The sequence below is a fragment of the Klebsiella pneumoniae genome, from assembly GCF_000742135.1.
Lineage (GTDB): Bacteria > Pseudomonadota > Gammaproteobacteria > Enterobacterales > Enterobacteriaceae > Klebsiella > Klebsiella pneumoniae.
The window spans coordinates 4,295,952-4,314,424 of the sequence record NZ_KN046818.1; the positions used below are offsets into that span (position 1 = coordinate 4,295,952).

The window sequence follows — 18,473 nt, forward strand, 5'->3', positions numbered from 1 at the left end:
GTTAAGAATTCAGCGCGCGGGCGACGGCCTCGCGGGCGCCGTGCGTCGCCAGCTGTTGCCAGGCGGCGCGGATCCCGGCGACAAACTGGGCGTTGTGCGGCAGGTCGCGGCCAAATATTTCCTCCAGCCCCAGCAGGGCGTCGACGCGCTGCTGCTCATCGCTCTGGACCACCCGCTGCCGGATCTTGTCGACCAGCGGATCGCGCACGTCGATCGTCTGACCGGCGTCGTCCGTGCCGCTGACGTAGCGCATCCAGCCGGCCACGCCGAGAGCCAGCAGCGGCCAACGGCTGTCGCGCGCCAGATGTACGCGGATGCCATCGAGCATGCGCTGGGGCAGCTTCTGGCTACCGTCCATGGCGATTTGCCAGGTGCGGTGTTTGAGCGCCGGATTGCTGAAGCGGGCGATGAGACTGTCGGCATAGGCCAGCAGATCAACGCCGGTAATGGTCAGCGTCGGAGCCTGTTCGTCAAGCATCAGCTGGCGGGCGGCGCGGCGGAAGACGTCATCCCGCATGCAGTCGCTAATGTGCGCATGCCCTGCCAGATAGCCAAGCCAGGCGAGGAAAGAGTGGCTGCCGTTGAGCATCCGCAGCTTCATTTGCTCCCAGGGCAACACGTCATCGGTCATCTGCACGCCCGCCGTCTCCCAGGCGGGTCGCCCGGCGACAAAGTGATCTTCGACCACCCACTGAATGAAGGGTTCGCAACTGATGGCGCAGGGATCGTCGACCCCCAGCACGGCGGCGATTTCCGCCAGCGACTCCGGTGTGGCCGCGGGAACAATGCGATCCACCATGGTGCCCGGGAAGCTGACGTTGTCGGCGATCCAGTCCGCCAGCGCCGGGCTGCGTTTTTCCGCCATGCCGAGGACGGCATTTTTTACCACGTGACCGTTGTCGGGGATATTATCGCAGGAGAGCACGGTAAAGGGCGGAAGGCCTCGTTCCCGGCGGCGGGCCAGCGCTTCAACTAAAATACCGGGAGCCGACTGCGGCAGCGTCGGATTCTCCAGATCGTGAATAATGCGCGGATGCGTCGGATCCAGTTTCCCGGTCGCCGGATCGATGCAGTAGCCTTTTTCCGTAATGGTCAGCGAGACAATCGCTACCTGCGGCTCGCAAAATTTTTCGATAATCGCCGCCAGCGAATCGAGCCTGGCGTTCAGACATTCGTGCACCGCGCCGATCACAATGGGCTGGTTGCCGTCGGCGCCTTTTTCCAGCACGGTAAACAGATGGTCCTGTTCGCGAAGCTGGCTCATCAGCGTGTCGCCGCTGAACAGACTGATTTCACAGATCCCCCAGTCGCCGCCGACGTTATTCAGCACGCGATCGGTGAGCAGCGCCTGGTGCGCGCGGTGAAACGCGCCAAAGCCGAAATGGACAATACGCGAGCGGAGCTGGCTGCGATCGTATTGAGGGTATTGCACGTTCTTCGGTAGCGTAGCGGTTGCAATTGTTGTCATTCTTCCCACACCTGTTTAACTGCTTATTAACAATGCCAGTCTAAAGTTATATGACAGGAAGTTAAATTGGTAAGCCGAAATTATCCGCTGACTGTGAGCTGGATCAATCAATAGGCCAGCACTGTTTGCAGCCAGGTGAGAAACATGTATGGTAGTCGTCATGAGTGTCGCCATTATTGGTATAACAACTTTTGTGAGGACATAGCGATGGAGCAAACCTGGCGGTGGTATGGGCCGAACGATCCGGTATCGCTTGATGATGTACGGCAGGCGGGGGCGACCGGCGTCGTCACTGCGCTGCACCATATTGCAAACGGTCAGGTATGGCCGGTCGACGAGATTAAAGCGCGTCAGGCGCTGTTAGCGGCAAAAGGGTTGACCTGGTCGGTCGTCGAAAGCATTCCCGTCCACGAGGATATTAAAACCCACAGCGGGCAGTATGCGACCTGGATTGCCAACTATCAGCAGAGCATCCGCAACCTCGCGGCCTGCGGCATCGATACCGTGTGCTACAACTTTATGCCGATCCTCGACTGGACGCGCACCGATCTGGAATATGAGCTGCCGGACGGCTCCCGGGCGTTGCGTTTCGATCAGATCGCTTTCGCCGCCTTTGAGCTGCATATCCTTAAACGCCCGGGAGCGGAAGCGGATTACAGTGAAGAAGAGCAGCGTCAGGCTGAGGTCTATTTCAAGGCGATGAGCGAAGCAGATATCGATAAACTGACCCGCAATATCATCGCCGGCCTGCCGGGAGCGGAAGAGGGCTACACCCTTGACCAGTTCCGCGCGCGTCTGGCGGAGTACGACCACATTGATAAAGCGCAGCTGCGTGAAAATATGGCCTATTTCCTGCGCGCCATCGTGCCGGTGTGCGAAGAGGTAGGGATCCGCCTGGCTGTGCATCCGGACGATCCGCCGCGGCCGATCCTTGGCCTGCCGCGTATCGTGTCGACCATCGAAGATATGCAGTGGCTGAAGGAGACGGTGGACAGCATTAATAATGGCTTCACCATGTGTACCGGATCGTATGGCGTTCGCGCCGATAACGATCTGGTGAAGATGGTGGAGACCTTTGGCGATCGCATCCATTTTACCCATCTGCGCTCTACCTGCCGTGAAGCAAACCCGAAAACCTTCCACGAGGCGGCGCACCTTAGCGGCGACGTCAATATGGTGGCGGTGGTGGATGCTATCCTGCGTGAAGAGCAGCGGCGTAAACAGGCCGGCGATCTGCGCCCGATCCCATTTCGGCCGGATCATGGTCATCAGATGCTCGACGATCTGCGCAAGAAAACCAACCCAGGCTATTCGGCGATTGGCCGTCTCAAGGGGATGGCGGAAGTGCGCGGCGTCGAGCTGGCGCTGAAAATGACCAAATACCCTGAACTGCTGTAATCGCGGCAATGGGGATAATAAAAAGGACAGCCAGCGCTGTCCTTTTTTACTGTCGGGGCGTTACCAATGATTAATCCGCGCGGCCCATATAGCGGCACTCTTCGATATGAATGCGGATTTTCTCACCGGTGGTCAGGTATTCCGGCACCTGAATCACCAGGCCGGTGCTCATGGTGGCTGGCTTGGTGCGGGAGCTGGCGGACGCGCCTTTAATACCCGGCGCGGTTTCGATAATTTCCAGGTCAACGGTCTGCGGCAACTCCAGCGCCAGCAGCTGGCCGTCCCAGGTCAGCACCTGCATGTCCGGCATCCCACCTTCCGGAATAAACTGCAGCTCTTCTTCAATCTGCTCTTTGGTAAAGGTGTAAGGGGTATAGTCTTCTTTATCCATGAACACGTATTCGTTGCCATCGACGTAGGAGAAGTCGACGAAACGGCGGGTCAGGGTGACGGTATCGACGATATCGTCGCCTTTGAAGCGCTCTTCTACTTTCAGGCCGGTGCGCACATCGGAGAAGCGCATTTTATACAGTGTCGCAGCACCGCGGGCGCTGGGTGACTGAATATCAATATTTTTCACAATCAGCAGCTTGCCGTTGTAATTCAGCACCATACCTTTTTTAATTTCATTCGCTCTTGGCATTGCAGTAATCCTGTCACTTAACGAGTCAAAAATATCGCGTAAAACTACTCGCGCCCGGGCGTTCAGGCAAGCGGATTTCGCGAGTTTTGCTATCTTCTGGCAAAACGTTTAGGCTGTGGCGCAAAATGAGCGTTTGGGAGTCGGGTTGTGGAATGTCGTACTGATTGTGGCGCATGTTGCATCGCCCCCTCTATATCATCGCCGATCCCCGGCATGCCGCAGGGCAAGCCGGCTAACACCCGTTGTATCCAGCTTTCCGAGCGCAATTTATGCCTTATTTTCGGTTCCCCTCTGCGCCCGAAGGTGTGCGCCAGCCTGCAGCCCTCGCCGGAGATGTGCCTCACCCACCGCGATGAAGCGATCACCTGGCTGCTGGAGCTTGAGCTGGCCACCGCGCCCTGAGCTCAACGCAGCAGATGAGAAGGATGGAAACCAATGTGCTTACACGTCTCTTATCCGCCACAGGCAGGCATGAGTGACAACGCCCATGACCAGCGCAATCCAGAACACCGCGTGATAGCTCCAGATCTCCGCCACTACCCCCGCCAGTGAACCGGCGATGATCCAGCCGACGCGGGTAGTATTGGTATAGAGGGTGGTGGCCGCGCCCGCCTGCCCCGGCATCAGGTCCTGGAAATAGAGCATGCCGATCCCGGCGAGGATCCCGATATAGATGGCGTTCAGCACCTGCATCGCCAGCAGCAGCGCTGGCGTATGCACCGTCAGCATGCCGACGTAAAACAGCACCCCGGCCACTGCAGAAAGACGCATCAGAAAGCGTTTGCCGAAACGCCGGGCGTAGTAACCGGCAATCAGCATGGTCGGAATTTCCAGTCCGGCGGCGGTGCCCATCATCAGCCCCGCCAGCTTCTCCGGCAGATGCAGCTCGTTAATGATAAACAGCGGCATGTTGATGATGTACAGGCTGTTAGTACCCCACATCAGAGTGCAGATGCTGAACAGCAGCAGCGCATCGCGGCGATGCGTGCGCGGAGCTTCCAGCCGGCCGGTCGCTACCGGCTTTGCTTTACGCATGCTGGGCAAGAATAGCCAGACCATGATCCTGCAGACGATAAACGCCGCCGCGGCGCTGAGATACATCGCGGTAAAACCAAATCCCATCGCCAGGGCGTAGGCCAGCGGGGGACCAATCACCCATGCCAGGGAGACCTGGGCACGTAAGATGGAGCTGAACATCACCGCTTCGCGGCCGGTCCTGTCGGCATGCTCCCGCGCGAGGGCAAACATCTGCGGGTTGGCGGTCGATCCAAAGCTGCTGAGAAAAACGCCGATGAACAGCAAAATGAAATAGTTGCGGTTCCAGGCAAAGAGTACGCAGGCCAGCCCCCCCAGCAGACAGCAGACGACAATCAGCTGCTTGCGATCGCCCTGACGGTCGGAGCGGCCGGCGAGGAACTGACTGACCAGAATGCCAATAACCGCGCTGCCGGTAAAAAAGAAACCGACCATCGCCGGGCGGACGTGCACTTCGTTGGTCAGAAACAGGCTCAGGGTCGGGGTTTGCAGCGCCCCGGCAATGCCCGTCAGAAAGGCGACGATTAAGAAGGCGGAAGAGGTGACATCGAACCCGCGTCGGGGGAGAGCGGCGCTACGGTTTTCCATGGGTTTGGTTTTCTGTAGTTTCAGGAGACGGCGCGGAGTTTACGCCTGCTGGCTAAAAATAAACAGTAGTATGGCACAAATAATTAAAAAGGCGTTTCAAAATATAGGGTTCAGCAAAAAGCTGACGTTCGAGGCGGTCGATAGCTAATGCTTCAGCAAAAGTGTGCAGTATCTCTAAGTTCTGCGATCAAGTCGCTGACGTACCTTGCGCGTTGAGCAAGAAAGGTACAAAATTCTTGAAACGTTTCAGCGTCATTCGGCAATCCGTTCCCCGTCAGATGGCGCCTTTTTTCTCAAGTTAGCTGAAACGATTCAATTCAGCAAGAGAGGAGAACCATGTTCCAGTTATCTGTGCAGGATATTCATCCCGGCCAGCAGGCCGGTAATAAAGAAGAGGCCATCCGGCAGGTCGCCGCCGCGCTGGTCAGCGCCGGCAACGTGGCCGATGGCTACGTGAACGGCATGCTGGCGCGCGAGCAGCAGACCTCGACCTTCCTCGGCAACGGGATCGCGATCCCGCACGGCACGACGGATACGCGTGACCAGGTGCTGAAGACCGGCGTTCAGGTGTTTCAGTTCCCGCAGGGCGTCACCTGGGGCGAAGGGCAGACCGCCTATGTGGCGATCGGGATTGCCGCCAGCTCAGATGAACACCTCGGCCTGCTGCGTCAGCTGACCCATGTGCTGAGCGATGACGCGGTCGCCGCGCAGCTGCAGTCCGCCACCACCGCGGAAGAGCTGCGCGCGCTGCTGATGGGAGAGAAGCAGAGCGAAGCGCTGAAGCTGGATAACGAGACCCTCAGTCTCGACGTCGCGGCCAGCGATCTGCTGACCCTGCAGGCGCTGAACGCGGCGCGTCTGAAAGAAGTTGGCGCTGTCGATGCCGCCTTCGTTAGCCACGTCATTAACGATACGCCGCTGAACCTCGGTCAGGGCGTCTGGCTGAACGACAGTGCGGAAGGCAATTTGCGCAGCGCCGTGGCGGTCAGCCGCGCGGCTAACGCCTTTACCCGCGACGAGCAGCCGGTTTCCCTGCTGGTCACGGTGGCGATGGCCGACGAGCAGCCGACCGCAGTGCTGAACCGTCTGAGCAAGCTGCTGCTGGACAAGAAAGCTGAACATTTGCTGAAAGCCGACGCCGCCACCGTGCTGGCGCTGCTGACCAGCGACGACGCCATTGCCGAAGATGTGCTGAGCGCCGAATTCGTGGTGCGCAATGAACACGGCCTGCATGCCCGTCCGGGCACCATGCTGGTCAACACCATTAAACAATTTTCCAGCGACATCACCGTTACCAATCTCGACGGTTCCGGCAAGCCGGCTAACGGTCGCAGCCTGATGAAGGTTGTGGCGCTGGGTGTGAAAAAAGGTCACCGTCTGCGTTTTACCGCGCAGGGTGAGGATGCGCAACAAGCGCTGGATGCGATTGGCGAAGCGATCGCCGCAGGCCTTGGGGAGGGCGCATAAATGAGCAGACGTGTAGCAACGATTACGTTAAACCCGGCATACGACCTGGTGGGATTCACCCCGGAGATTGAACGCGGTGAAGTGAACCTGGTGCGCACCACCGGCCTGCACGCCGCCGGGAAAGGCATTAATGTGGCGAAAGTGCTGAAAGATCTCGGCATTGACGTCACCGTCGGCGGTTTCCTTGGTAAAGACAACCAGGACGGCTTTCAGCAGCTGTTCAGCGAGCTGGGGATCGCCAACCGTTTCCAGGTGGTGCAGGGCCGGACCCGTATCAACGTTAAGCTGACGGAAAAAGATGGAGAAGTGACCGATTTCAACTTCTCCGGCTTTGAAGTCACCCCGGGCGACTGGGAACGCTTCGTCAACGACTCCCTGAGCTGGCTCGGGCAGTTCGATATGGTCTGCGTCAGCGGCAGCCTGCCGTCCGGCGTTAGCCCGGAAGCCTTCACCGACTGGATGACCCGTCTGCGCAGTCAGTGCCCATGCATCATTTTCGACAGCAGCCGCGAAGCGTTGGTTGCCGGACTAAAAGCGGCGCCGTGGCTGGTGAAACCGAACCGTCGCGAACTGGAAATCTGGGCTGGCCGCAAGCTGCCGGAGATGAAAGATGTTATCGACGCCGCCCATGCGCTGCGCGAGCAGGGTATCGCCCACGTGGTGATCTCCCTGGGCGAAGAGGGTGCGCTGTGGGTCAACGCCTCTGGGGAGTGGATTGCTAAACCACCTTCAGTGGAAGTGGTCAGCACCGTTGGCGCCGGCGATTCGATGGTCGGCGGCCTGATTTACGGCCTGCTGATGCGTGAATCCAGCGAGCATACCCTGCGCCTGGCGACCGCCGTCGCTGCCCTGGCCGTCAGCCAGAGCAATGTAGGAATTACCGACCGTACCCAGTTGGCCGCGATGATGGCGCGCGTCGACTTACAACCCTTTAATTGACAGCAGGAGAGGCATAATGAAAACGCTGCTGATTATTGATGCCGGACTCGGACAGGCGCGCGCCTACATGGCGAAAACCCTGCTGGGTGCCGCGGCGCCGAAAGCGCACCTTGAGCTGATTGATAACCCGAATGACGCCGAACTGGCCATCGTGCTGGGAACCGCGCTGCCGGCCGATAGCGCGCTGAATGGTAAAAACGTTTACCTGGGCGATATTAACCGTGCTGTCGCCCATCCGGAGCTGTTCCTGGGAGAAGCGAAAGACCACGCTAAGCCCTACGTTGCGCCAGCGGCGGTAGCCGTTCCGGCCGCCGCTCAGGGGCAGAAACGCATTGTCGCGGTCACGGCCTGTCCGACCGGCGTCGCCCACACCTTTATGGCGGCAGAAGCCATCGAAACCGAAGCCAAAAAACGCGGCTGGTGGGTGAAGGTGGAGACCCGTGGCTCCGTTGGGGCGGGCAATGCCATCACCCCGGAAGAGGTGGCCGAGGCGGATCTGGTGATCGTCGCTGCCGATATCGAGGTGGACCTGGCGAAATTCGCCGGCAAGCCGATGTACCGCACCACCACCGGTCTGGCGCTGAAGAAAACCGCCCAGGAGCTGGATAAAGCGGTGGCGGAAGCCAAACCGTACCAGCCATCCGGCAAACCTCAGGCGGCTGCTGAAGGGAAAAAAGAGTCGGCGGGCGCCTATCGCCACCTGCTGACCGGCGTCTCCTATATGCTGCCGATGGTAGTGGCCGGGGGCCTGTGTATCGCGCTCTCCTTTGCCTTCGGGATCAAAGCGTTTGAAGTGAAAGACACCCTGGCGGCGGCGCTGATGCAGATCGGCGGCGGCTCGGCCTTCGCGCTGATGGTGCCGGTACTGGCAGGCTTTATCGCCTTCTCCATTGCCGACCGTCCGGGTCTGACCCCGGGCCTTATCGGGGGTATGCTGGCGGTTAGCGGCGGCTCCGGCTTTATCGGCGGGATCATCGCTGGTTTCCTTGCCGGTTATGTGGCGAAAGCCATCAGCACGAAGCTGAAACTGCCGCAGAGTATGGAAGCCCTGAAGCCAATCCTGATCATTCCGCTGGTCTCCAGTCTGATCGTGGGTTTGGCAATGATCTATCTGATCGGTAAACCGGTAGCCGGTATCCTCGCCTGGCTGACCCATTGGCTGCAAACCATGGGCACCGCCAACGCGGTTCTGCTGGGCGCGATCCTCGGCGCGATGATGTGTACCGATATGGGCGGGCCGGTAAACAAAGCGGCCTATGCCTTTGGCGTTGGCCTGCTGAGTACCCAGACTTATGCGCCGATGGCGGCGATCATGGCGGCCGGTATGGTGCCACCGCTGGCGATGGGTATCGCGACGCTGGTAGCGCGCAATAAGTTCGACAAAGGGCAGCGGGAAGGGGGCAAAGCCGCGCTGGTTCTTGGCCTGTGCTTTATCTCGGAAGGGGCGATTCCTTTTGCCGCCCGTGACCCGATGCGCGTTCTGCCGTGCTGTATCGTCGGTGGCGCGGTAACCGGCGCTATCTCCATGGCGGTCGGCGCGAAACTGATGGCGCCGCACGGCGGGCTGTTTGTTCTGCTGATCCCGGGGGCGATTACGCCGGTGCTGGGCTACCTGCTGGCGATTGTTGCCGGAACGCTGGTGGCGGGCCTTGCCTACGCCGTGCTGAAACGCCCTGAGGCGCAAACAGCGGAAGTTGAAAAAGCGGCATAATCCTACCGCAATAAAAAAGGGCCGACTGTTCGGCCCTTTTTTTGTCTCTATTTACGCCACTTCGGCAATCTGCTGCGCCCGCAGCCAGGCAATCTCTTCCGCCCAGATATCCGGGTTGATGGTTTCAAGAATCAGCGGAATACCGTCGAAGCGGCTGTCCTGCATGATCCAGCTGAAGCAATCGTGGCCGATGTTGCCTTCCCCCAGGCTGTGGTGACGGTCGACCCGGCTGCCGAAGGCGCTCTTGGCATCGTTGAGATGCATGCCGCGCAGATACTGAAAACCGACGATGCGTTCGAAGGCGGCGAAGGTTTTTTCGCAGGCTTCGGCGCTGCGCAGGTCGTAGCCGGCGGCGAAAGCATGGCAGGTATCAATGCAGACGCCGACGCGGGATTTATCTTCCACGCCGTCGATGATGGCCGCGAGGTGCTCGAACTTAAAACCGAGGTTGCTGCCCTGGCCAGCGGTGTTTTCGATCACCGCAGTAACGCCTTCGGTCTTCGCCAGCGCGATATTGATCGATTCGGCGATGCGCGCCAGGCACTCCTCCTCCGGGATCTGCTGCAGATGGCTGCCGGGGTGGAAGTTGAGCAGCATCAGCCCCAGCTGCTGGCAGCGGGTCATTTCATCAATGAAAGCATCACGGGATTTTTCCAGCGCTTCTTCCACCGGGTGGCCAAGGTTAATCAGGTAGCTGTCGTGCGGCAGGATCTGCCCCGGGCCAAAGTGATACTTTTCACAGGCGGCTTTGAATTCGGCGATGGTCTCGTCGCTGAGCGGCGCGGCGCGCCACTGGCGCTGGTTCTTGGTGAAGAGGGCGAAGGCGGTTGCTTCGATTTCGGCGGCGCGAATGGCGGCATTGGCCAGTCCACCTGAGGCGCTCACGTGCGCTCCTACGTATTTCATAAAAAAACTCCAGTTAAAGCCGCTGGGGGGTGGGTAATGATAGCGGCTTAACTGGAGAAAGATGTAGTGCTTTATGCCATCAGGCTGTGGATAGCGACGTTAATGACCCCGCCGCCGACAATCAACCAGACGAACAGCATCAGCGCCATCAGCAGCGGTTTCGCCCCGGCTTTTTTCAGCGCGCTGACGTGGGTGGTGACCCCGAGGGCGGCCATTGCCATCGCCAGCAGGACGGTATCCAGCGTCACCAGCATATCCACCACGGCTTTCGGCAGCAGATGGAAGGAGTTAAACACCGCCACCAGGATGAACATAATGGCGAACCACGGAATGGTGATTTTGCTTTTCTCGCCGTTGCCTGCCGGGGTCAGCTGTTTAACACGCGCCGCCAGGAACAGCAGGAACGGAGCCAGCATCATGACGCGCAGCATTTTGGCGATAACCGCCGCGTTCTCCGCGTCCGGGCTGACCGCATGGCCGGCGGCAACAACCTGCGCCACTTCATGCATGGTGGAGCCCATATAGATCCCGTAGTTCTCCGGGGTAAACCAGTGCGCCAGCAGCGGGTACATCGCCGGGTAGAGGAAGATGGCGATGGTACCGAAGATAACCACTGTAGCGACGGCAACCGTCACTTTACTGGCTTCGGCTTTGACCACCGGCTCGGTGGCGAGCACGGCCGCCGCGCCGCAGATGCTGCTGCCGGCGCCGATCAGCCAGCTGGTGTGTTTATCGAGACCAAACACTTTCTGGCCAAGGAAGCAGGCGATGAAAAAGGTACTGGAGAGCGTCAGAACGTCAATCAAAATACCGCTCACGCCGACGTCGGCAATCTGGGCGAACGTCAGGCGAAAGCCGTAGAGGATGATCCCCAGGCGCAGCAGATGCTGCTTGGCGAAGATCACCCCGCCGTCGCAGGGCTGCCAGATTTTCGGGTAGACCGTGTTGCCGACGACCATCCCGAACAGGATAGCGAGGGTCAGGGCGCTAAAGCCCGCGCCGGCGATGGCCGGGAAACTACCGGCCCACAGGGCGGCGCCGGTCAGAGCGGCGGTCAGCGCCAGGCCTGGGACAAAATGCCACAGGGAACGATGTTTGGTGGGTAAAGTGAGTGCTGTCATAACCTTCTCCTTTGTCTGCCTAAAGGTTACGCCGCGCGGGATTAAATATAAAATTGATTATATGTTTATAATCAATCGTAATAAGTGGTTAATGGCCGCTTCGCCGGTTACAACGGGGCGAGAGCGGGTTAGGCAGAAGCGGGGCGGTCTCGCCGGCAAGACGATGATTTTGTGATATAAGCGGATTTTCCTTCCGTCAGCCGCCTCGATTTGTGTCACCATAGTAAGGAAGGTTATTCAGGTTGGATTACTAAACGGGTGGGTTATGCATATTACGCTGCGGCAGCTGGAAGTGTTCGCCGAAGTCCACAAGAGTGGGTCGACCACTCAGGCGTCACAGATGCTGGCGCTTTCGCAATCCGCGGTCAGCGCCGCGCTGACCGATCTGGAAGGGCAGCTCGGCGTGCAGCTGTTTGACCGCGTCGGTAAACGACTGGTGGTGAATGAGCATGGACGGCTGCTGTACCCGCGTGCGCTGGCGCTGCTGGAGCGGGCCCTGGAGATCGAGCAGCTGTTTCGCGGCGATAACGGGGCGATCCGAGTCTACGCCAGCAGCACCATCGGCAACTATATTATGCCGGAGATTATTGCCCGCTATCGTCATGACTTCCCGGATCTGCCGGTCGAGCTGAGCGTCGGCAACAGCCTGGACGTCATCAACGCCGTCGCCGACCTGCGGGTGGATTTCGGCCTGATTGAGGGGCCGTGCCATGCCGCCGATATTATTGCCGAGCCGTGGCTGGAGGATGAACTGGTGGTGTTTGCCGCGCCCAACTCACCGCTGCTGGCGGGGGAGGTGACCCTGCAGCAACTGGCTGAGGCGCCGTGGATCCTGCGCGAGCATGGCTCCGGCACCCGGGAGATTGTCGATTACGTTCTGCTGTCGCATCTGCCGGCGTTTCATCTGGGCATGGAGCTGGGTAATTCAGAGGCGATCAAGCACGCGGTCAGGCATGGCCTGGGCATCAGCTGTCTATCGCGGCGGGTGATTGCCGAACAGCTTGCCTCGGGCACGCTGGCGGAGCTGAAAGTGCCATTGCCCCGGCTGACGCGCACGCTGTGGCGGATCCATCACCGGCAGAAGCATATTTCTAAAGCATTACAACGTTTTCTGCACTATTGCCAGGTGTAGCAGCCCGGTTTTATCGCCTGATTACGGGGGGAATTCGCTGGCAATTCCGCAGGTTAGTGCTTTACTAATAATTTGCGGGCGATCATGAAGCTCTCTTATAACTTTGCATTTGTACCGGATGGAACCCCGATCGTCTGCTACAATCGCGCCTCATTTTTTGGATGGATAGCATTATCACATGGTTTCGGAAACTAAAACCACAGAAGCGCCCACGCTACGTCGTGAACTGAAGGCGCGCCACTTGACCATGATCGCCATCGGCGGTTCCATCGGTACGGGTCTTTTTGTTGCCTCTGGCGCAACCATTTCGCAAGCAGGTCCCGGCGGGGCGCTGCTGTCTTATATTCTGATCGGTTTGATGGTCTATTTCCTGATGACCAGCCTCGGCGAGCTGGCGGCGTTTATGCCGGTATCCGGTTCCTTCGCCACCTACGGGCAGAATTATGTTGAAGAAGGCTTCGGCTTCGCGCTGGGCTGGAACTACTGGTACAACTGGGCGGTGACGATCGCCGTTGACCTCGTGGCCTCACAGCTGGTGATGAGCTACTGGTTCCCCGACACTCCGGGCTGGATCTGGAGCGCCTTGTTCCTCGGCATCATGTTCCTGCTGAACTGGATCTCGGTGCGCGGCTTTGGCGAGGCGGAATACTGGTTCTCGCTGATAAAGGTAGCCACCGTCATTATCTTTATCATCGTCGGCGTGATGATGATTGTCGGCATCTTCAAAGGGGCGCAGCCAGCCGGCTGGAGCAACTGGGGGATCGCGGATGCGCCGTTCGCCGGCGGTTTCTCGGCGATGATTGGCGTGGCGATGATTGTCGGCTTCTCGTTCCAGGGCACCGAGCTTATCGGCATCGCTGCCGGTGAATCTGAAAATCCGGAGAAGAACATTCCGCGCGCGGTGCGCCAGGTCTTCTGGCGTATCCTGCTGTTTTACGTCTTCGCGATCCTGATTATCAGCCTGATCATTCCGTATACCGATCCGAGTCTGCTGCGCAACGATGTGAAGGATATCTCCGTCAGCCCGTTCACCCTGGTGTTCCAGCATGCTGGTTTGCTGTCGGCGGCGGCAATCATGAACGCCGTTATCCTGACTGCCGTGCTGTCGGCGGGTAACTCCGGGATGTACGCCTCCACGCGTATGCTGTACACCCTGGCCTGCGACGGTAAAGCGCCGCGTATTTTCTCGAAGCTGTCGCGTGGCGGCGTGCCGCGTAACGCGCTGTACGCGACCACCGTGATCGCGGCGCTGTGCTTCCTGACTTCCATGTTTGGCAACCAGACGGTGTACCTGTGGCTGCTGAACACCTCCGGGATGACGGGCTTTATCGCCTGGCTGGGTATTGCGATCAGCCACTATCGTTTCCGTCGCGGCTACGTCCTGCAGGGTAACGATATTAATAATCTGCCGTATCGTTCCGGGTTCTTCCCGCTGGGGCCGATCTTCGCCTTCGTGCTGTGCCTGATCATCACCCTCGGACAGAACTACGAAGCGTTCCTCAAGGACACCATTGACTGGGGCGGCGTGGCGGCGACCTACATCGGTATTCCGCTGTTCCTCGTCATCTGGTTTGGTTACAAGCTGGCGAAAGGCACCCGCTTTGTTCGCTACAGCGAAATGACCTTCCCGGACCGCTTTAAGCGTTAATCTTCGCGATTGTGCGATAAAAGCCCTCTGTGAAGAGGGCTTTATATTGCTGGCAAAGTGCAATCTTCAGGGATTGCCCGGCTGCGCTGCGCTTGCGCGGGCCTACAGATAACCGCGTAACTGATTGATATTGCGATGTTTCGTAGGCCTGGTAAGGCGGAAGCCGCCACCCGGCAGACATGTGAGCACAATAACGAAGACAGATTTGTCATCACCCGGAAGCCCTCTGAACAGAGGGCTTTTTTTATGTTTGTGCGGTTACAGCTTGTCACAATTCTTCATAATTATATTGATAATCGTAATCATTATCTTTATCATTTTCGCCCATTACGGATGAAGCCACTCCCCGTCTCTGCCGCTTGTACAGACTGACACCGGGCGACCAGCCACATCGACGAGAAAACAGCGCGAGCATGCCGCCGACAGAGCGGCAAGCCGCCAGCGCGTGTGAGCAGCACCTTGTTGTTTGTTTGGTTGTACACCTCATGGAGATTTGGAATGTTCAGGTTAAACCCTTTTATCCGGGCGGGATTGTCTGCGTCCGTCGTATCGTTGGCGTTTCCGGCTCTGGCCGATGTGAATGAAGAAACGCTGGTGGTGACCGCCTCGGCCACTGAACAGAATGTCAAAGACGCGCCGGCGAGCATCAGCGTCATCACCCAACAGGATTTACAACGCAAGCCTGTTCAGAACCTGAAAGACGTGCTGCGCGATGTGCCTGGGGTCCAGCTCACCAACGAAGGGGATAACCGCAAGGGCGTTAGCATCCGCGGTCTGAGCAGCAGCTATACCCTGATCCTGGTCGACGGCAAGCGCGTTAACTCGCGGAACGCCGTCTTCCGCCACAATGACTTCGACCTTAACTGGATCCCGGTGGATGCTATTGAGCGTATCGAAGCGGTGCGCGGCCCGATGTCCTCCCTTTACGGCTCCGATGCGCTCGGTGGGGTGGTCAACATTATTACCAAAAAAATCGGCCAGAAATGGACCGGGACGCTGAGTGCTGATACCACTATTCAGGAGCACCGCGATCGCGGGGATACCTATAACGGCCAGTTCTTCACCAGCGGCCCGCTGATCGACGGCGTACTTGGAATGAAGGCCTACGGCAGCCTGGCAAAACGCGCCAAGGACGATCCGCAGTCATCCAGTAATGCCACCGGCGAGACGCCGCGCATCGAGGGCTTCACCAGCCGCGATGGCAATGTTGAATTCGCCTGGACGCCGAACGAAAACCACGATTTTACCGCAGGCTACGGCTTTGACCGTCAGGATCGCGATTCCGATTCCCTTGACCGCAACCGCCTTGAGCGGGAGAACTACTCTCTGAGCCATAACGGCCGCTGGGATATCGGCAATAGCGAGCTCAAGTTCTACGGCGAAAAGGTGGATAACAAAAATCCAGGGCAGAGCGGGACTATTACCTCGGAAAGCAATGCCATCGACGGCAAGTATGTCCTGCCGCTGGGCATGATTAACCAGCTGGTGACCTTCGGCGGCGAATGGCGCCACGACAAACTGAAAGATCCGGTCAACCTGAGCAGCGGCGGCCAGTCAACGTCGGCCAGCCAGTACGCCCTGTTTATCGAAGACGAATGGCGCATCATCGAGCCGCTGGCGCTGACCACCGGCATTCGTATGGACGACCATCAGACCTATGGCGATCACTGGAGCCCGCGCGCCTATCTGGTGTATAACGCCACCGATACCGTCACCGTCAAAGGCGGCTGGGCGACGGCGTTTAAAGCCCCGTCGCTGCTGCAGCTTAACCCCGACTGGACCACCAACTCCTGCCGCGGCTCGTGCAGCATCGTCGGTAACCCGGATCTGAAACCGGAAACCAGCGAAAGCTTCGAGCTCGGTCTCTACTACCGCGGGGAAGAGGGCTGGCTTGAAAATGTCGAAGGCAGCATCACCACCTTCCAGAATAATGTCGACGACATGATCGATGTTCTGCGCACCTCCAGCGCCAGCGAAGCGCCGGGCTACCCGAACTTTGTCGGCTGGAAAACCGTCAACGGCAAGCGCGTGCCGATCTTCCGCTATTTCAACGTCAACAAAGCCCGCATCAAAGGGGTGGAGACGGAGGTGAAGATCCCGTTTGGCGATGAGTGGAAGCTGACGGTGAACTACACCTACAACGATGGTCGCGATCTGAGCAATGGCGGCAACAAACCGCTGCAGACGCTGCCGTTCCATACCGCCAACGGCACGCTCGACTGGAAACCGCTGGACGATTGGTCCTTCTACGTGACGGCCAACTATACCGGCCAGCAGCGCGCGGTGAGCGCCACCGGCAAAACGCCGGGCGGCTACACCCTGTTTGACGTTGGCGCGGCATGGCAGGTGACCAAAAACGTGAAACTGCGCTCCGGGGTGCAGAACGTGGGTGATAAAGATCTGAGCCGGGACGACTACAGCTATACCGAAGAAGGCCGTCGCTACTTTATGGCGGTGGATTATCGCTTCTGATTGCCGGCGCTAAAACGCGTCCTGTAGGCCTGAACATGCGCCGCGAAGCAGCTTCGCGGCGCATTGGCGTTTAGCCAAAGAGATGCTGCGCATGGAAGCGCAGATGGTCTTCAATAAACGAGGCAATGAAGTAATAGCTGTGGTCGTAACCGGGCTGGATGCGCAGCGTTAACGGCCAGGCCTTCTGCCGCGCGACCTCCGCCAGTACCGCCGGCTGCAGCTGTCCGGCAAGGAATGGATCGTTGTCGTCCTGATCGATAAGCGTCGGCACGGCGTCCTCCGGCCGGCTGGCCTGCATCAGCGCGCAGCTGTCCCAGGAGTGCCATGCCGATTCATCCGCGCCGAGATAGGCGGTAAACGCTTTCTTGCCCCACGGGACCTGGGAGGGATTGACGATCGGCGCGAAGGCGGAGACGCTGGCGTAGCGGCCGGGATTTTTGAGCGCCATAATGAGCGCGCCGTGGCCGCCCATCGAGTGGCCGCTGACGGCGCAGCGTTCGCCGACGCTAAACTCGCTACGAATAAGCGCGGGCAGTTCGTCACGCAGGTAATCGTACATTCGGTAGTGCGCCGCCCAGGGCGCCTCGGTGGCGTTCAGGTAGAAGCCGGCGCCTTGTCCGAGATCGTAACCGTCGTCGTTGGCCGCCTCGTCACCGCGCGGGCTGGTATCCGGCATCACCAGCGCGATGCCCAGCTCGGCGGCAATGCGCTGGGCGCCCGCCTTGGTGGTAAAGTTCTCATCGTTACAGGTCAGCCCCGACAGCCAGTACAGCACCGGCGGCGGTGTTTCGCGCTCAGGCGGTAAAAAAATGCTGAACGTCATGGCGCAGTTCAGGACAGGGGAGTGATGACGCCAGCGTTGTTGCTGGCCGTCAAAACAGCGATGCTCTTCAAGCAGTTCCATGCAAGGCTCCTCGGAAGGGATGTGCGCGTAAACGTTCATAATACAGATATTTCATTAGCCGGTGAGCAACTTTCACTTTCTCCTTTTGAGAACTTACTGCATCATTAATGCATCTTATAGCCAACATGCCGGTGTAGCGACGGCGCTTATGAATGCGTACAGCGGTTGGAACATTCCGGATACGGCGATAAGGATTTGGCGTCGCGCCTGAGGCATGGCTTCGCTCCCTAATAAAAGGCAGCGCCAATTTCAATAATTATCGTTACGGCTACTGGATTCTGTGCGCCACCTCACGCACAATGAATACAAACTTTGCCCCCAGAAAAAGCAAAGAGCGCCACACCTGCAGGAGAAACATAAATGTCATCACTGAGTAAAGAAGCCGTCCTCGTTCATGAAGCGCTGGTCGCTCGTGGGCTGGAGACGCCGATGCGTGCGCCAGTACAAGAAATTGATAACGAAACACGCAAGCGTTTGATTACCGGTCATATGACCGAGATTATGCAACTGCTGAATCTGGATCTGAGTGATGACAGTCTGATGGAGACCCCGCATCGCATCGCCAAAATGTATGTCGATGAGATCTTCTCCGGGCTGGATTATTCTCGCTTCCCGAAAATCACCGTCATTGAAAACAAAATGAAGGTCGATGAAATGGTCACCGTGCGCGATATCACCCTGACCAGCACCTGCGAACACCATTTCGTTACCATCGATGGTAAAGCGACGGTAGCCTATATCCCGAAAGATTCGGTGATCGGCCTGTCGAAAATCAACCGCATCGTGCAGTTCTTCGCCCAACGTCCGCAGGTCCAGGAGCGTCTGACGCAGCAGATCCTGATCGCGCTGCAGACGCTGCTCGGCACCAACAACGTGGCGGTATCCATTGACGCGGTGCATTATTGCGTGAAGGCGCGCGGCATTCGCGACGCGACCAGCGCCACCACCACCACCTCTCTCGGCGGCCTGTTTAAATCCAGCCAGAATACCCGCCAGGAATTCCTGCGCGCAGTACGTCACCACAACTAAAACGGAGCAGGG

The 18,473-nt window shown here is 58.6% G+C and carries 15 protein-coding genes; 9 read left to right on the top strand and 6 right to left on the bottom strand.

What is annotated here, in order from left to right; all coding sequences use genetic code 11:
• Position 1: 1 nt before the first annotated feature.
• Positions 2-1,468 carry a mannitol dehydrogenase family protein gene (locus DR88_RS05390; protein ID WP_004149120.1) on the bottom strand — a complete coding sequence of 489 codons (1,467 nt, stop codon included), beginning with the start codon at positions 1,466-1,468 and terminating at the stop codon, positions 2-4.
• A 207-nt stretch (positions 1,469-1,675) separates the two neighbouring features.
• On the opposite strand from DR88_RS05390, the gene uxuA reads away from it, so the two are divergent.
• The gene (gene uxuA / locus DR88_RS05385) at positions 1,676-2,866 is read left to right on the top strand and encodes a mannonate dehydratase (protein ID WP_002912952.1); all 1,191 of its coding nucleotides are present in this window, start codon (positions 1,676-1,678) and stop codon (positions 2,864-2,866) included.
• A gap of 70 nt (positions 2,867-2,936) precedes the next feature.
• On the opposite strand, the gene yeiP is transcribed toward uxuA, so the two are convergent.
• A complete protein-coding gene (gene yeiP / locus DR88_RS05380; RefSeq protein WP_002912951.1) occupies positions 2,937-3,509 on the bottom strand; it encodes an elongation factor P-like protein YeiP in 573 nt (190 codons plus the stop codon).
• A gap of 147 nt (positions 3,510-3,656) precedes the next feature.
• Between yeiP and DR88_RS05375 the strand changes: the two genes are divergently transcribed.
• The gene (locus DR88_RS05375; protein WP_004175066.1) at positions 3,657-3,911 is read left to right on the top strand and encodes a YkgJ family cysteine cluster protein; all 255 of its coding nucleotides are present in this window, start codon (positions 3,657-3,659) and stop codon (positions 3,909-3,911) included.
• 39 nt (positions 3,912-3,950) lie between these two features.
• Here the strand turns inward: DR88_RS05375 and setB are convergent, their stop codons facing one another.
• Complete coding sequence (gene setB, locus DR88_RS05370) at positions 3,951-5,132, bottom strand: sugar efflux transporter SetB (protein WP_004149117.1); 1,182 nt, start codon at positions 5,130-5,132, stop codon at positions 3,951-3,953.
• A gap of 336 nt (positions 5,133-5,468) precedes the next feature.
• On the opposite strand from setB, the gene fruB reads away from it, so the two are divergent.
• Genes fruB through fruA form a run of 3 tightly spaced genes read left to right on the top strand, consistent with a single transcriptional unit; the run spans position 5,469 to position 9,249 of the window.
• Positions 5,469-6,599, top strand: coding sequence for a fused PTS fructose transporter subunit IIA/HPr protein (gene fruB, locus DR88_RS05365; protein ID WP_002912947.1), 1,131 nt, complete (start codon positions 5,469-5,471; stop codon positions 6,597-6,599).
• Positions 6,600-7,538, top strand: a complete 939-nt coding sequence (fruK, locus tag DR88_RS05360; protein WP_002912941.1) for a 1-phosphofructokinase — start codon at positions 6,600-6,602, stop codon at positions 7,536-7,538.
• Between the two features lie 16 nt (positions 7,539-7,554).
• Complete coding sequence (fruA, locus tag DR88_RS05355; RefSeq protein WP_002912939.1) at positions 7,555-9,249, top strand: PTS fructose transporter subunit IIBC; 1,695 nt, start codon at positions 7,555-7,557, stop codon at positions 9,247-9,249.
• 51 nt (positions 9,250-9,300) lie between these two features.
• Here the strand turns inward: fruA and nfo are convergent, their stop codons facing one another.
• Positions 9,301-10,155: a deoxyribonuclease IV gene (gene nfo, locus DR88_RS05350; RefSeq protein ID WP_004149114.1), complete on the bottom strand. Its 855-nt coding sequence runs from the start codon at positions 10,153-10,155 to the stop codon at positions 9,301-9,303.
• A gap of 71 nt (positions 10,156-10,226) precedes the next feature.
• The gene (locus DR88_RS05345) at positions 10,227-11,276 is read right to left on the bottom strand and encodes a YeiH family protein (protein ID WP_025861580.1); all 1,050 of its coding nucleotides are present in this window, start codon (positions 11,274-11,276) and stop codon (positions 10,227-10,229) included.
• Between the two features lie 265 nt (positions 11,277-11,541).
• Between DR88_RS05345 and yieE the strand changes: the two genes are divergently transcribed.
• The 3 genes from yieE to cirA all read left to right on the top strand — a co-directional run bounded on the left by yieE (position 11,542) and on the right by cirA (position 16,528).
• The gene (yieE, locus tag DR88_RS05340) at positions 11,542-12,408 is read left to right on the top strand and encodes a DNA-binding transcriptional regulator YeiE (protein WP_002912932.1); all 867 of its coding nucleotides are present in this window, start codon (positions 11,542-11,544) and stop codon (positions 12,406-12,408) included.
• Positions 12,409-12,586: 178 nt separating this feature from the next.
• On the top strand, positions 12,587-14,056 hold the full coding sequence (locus tag DR88_RS05335) for an amino acid permease (RefSeq protein WP_002912929.1): 1,470 nt from the start codon (positions 12,587-12,589) through the stop codon (positions 14,054-14,056).
• A 498-nt stretch (positions 14,057-14,554) separates the two neighbouring features.
• The gene (gene cirA, locus DR88_RS05330) at positions 14,555-16,528 is read left to right on the top strand and encodes a catecholate siderophore receptor CirA (RefSeq protein ID WP_032443975.1); all 1,974 of its coding nucleotides are present in this window, start codon (positions 14,555-14,557) and stop codon (positions 16,526-16,528) included.
• Positions 16,529-16,598: 70 nt separating this feature from the next.
• Here cirA and fghA read toward each other — a convergent pair whose 3' ends face one another.
• Entirely contained in the window at positions 16,599-17,432 is an 834-nt protein-coding gene (fghA, locus tag DR88_RS05325) for an S-formylglutathione hydrolase (protein WP_025861581.1), read from the bottom strand.
• 360 nt (positions 17,433-17,792) lie between these two features.
• On the opposite strand from fghA, the gene folE reads away from it, so the two are divergent.
• Positions 17,793-18,461, top strand: coding sequence for a GTP cyclohydrolase I FolE (folE, locus tag DR88_RS05320; RefSeq protein WP_002912924.1), 669 nt, complete (start codon positions 17,793-17,795; stop codon positions 18,459-18,461).
• The last annotated feature ends 12 nt before the right edge of the window (positions 18,462-18,473 follow it).